This window comes from Dolichospermum circinale AWQC131C, from assembly GCF_000426905.1.
Taxonomy (GTDB): domain Bacteria; phylum Cyanobacteriota; class Cyanobacteriia; order Cyanobacteriales; family Nostocaceae; genus Dolichospermum; species Dolichospermum circinale.
Genome location: NZ_KE384659.1, coordinates 120,059 through 120,763, shown reverse-complemented (window position 1 = coordinate 120,763; position 705 = coordinate 120,059). Strand labels below are relative to the sequence as shown.

The following is a 705-nucleotide window of genomic DNA, read 5'->3' as shown; positions in this document are numbered from 1 at the left end:
CCATACCTTCTCTCTTCAATCTTATACTCTTTTTGTCTCATTCTTAAGTTAAACTACTATAGTTTCAACTGATAGTAAATCTAGGCATTTTAAAATTTTGCTTTGACATTCTGTTTGTGCGTCTATTTTGTCATACCCTGTTGTTGAAATTGCAAGATTAAATGTAGATCCTTGGCTGCAATGAATTACAAATGCCTCACCTTTGTAGTAACCTAAAGGCTTGACAATAATGTTTATACCTGTTTTAAAGAAAAACTCAGAGCGTTGATCCAAATTTTTTTTACTTATGTTGATAATTTTTTGAATATTTTGATTTAGTTCATGTAATCTATGCTCAGATGGTTTTTGATCCATAAAACCAAAGCTGATAGTTTTTATAGTTCCTTTCCTTAAATAACAGATGCTTACTATAAGTGAACCTTCTGGAATTTCTATGTCCATCATTCCAAAAATTATAGTATTAGCAATACCTATCCTAGTAGGTGTATAATTCCAAGCACATTTACCAAATTCTCTTCGGAATTCCGCCCATAATTTTCGTAGAAACTTGTTTGCTTCCTCATTAGAATCAATTCCAACATGAAATATCATTTCGCATTTCTTTTCGATAAACATAGACATGGTAGATGAAAATAGATGTTTTTATACCTTATTTAGCAATATTAACTCAAATAAACCTATATGCAACATTATCTATATTCCTTC

Annotated in this window: 1 protein-coding gene; it reads right to left on the bottom strand. The window is 30.2% G+C overall.

Annotated elements, in window-relative coordinates; all coding sequences use genetic code 11:
• Positions 1-48: 48 nt before the first annotated feature.
• Entirely contained in the window at positions 49-615 is a 567-nt protein-coding gene (locus ACIR131C_RS0121315) for a hypothetical protein (RefSeq protein ID WP_155963224.1), read from the bottom strand.
• Positions 616-705 lie beyond the last annotated feature (90 nt).

Bases quoted from the DNA above. Each gene is read 5' to 3' on its own strand.
- ACIR131C_RS0121315 (WP_155963224.1), bottom strand. From the start codon at position 615: ATGTTTATCGAAAAGAAATGCGAAATGATATTTCATGTTGGAATTGAT.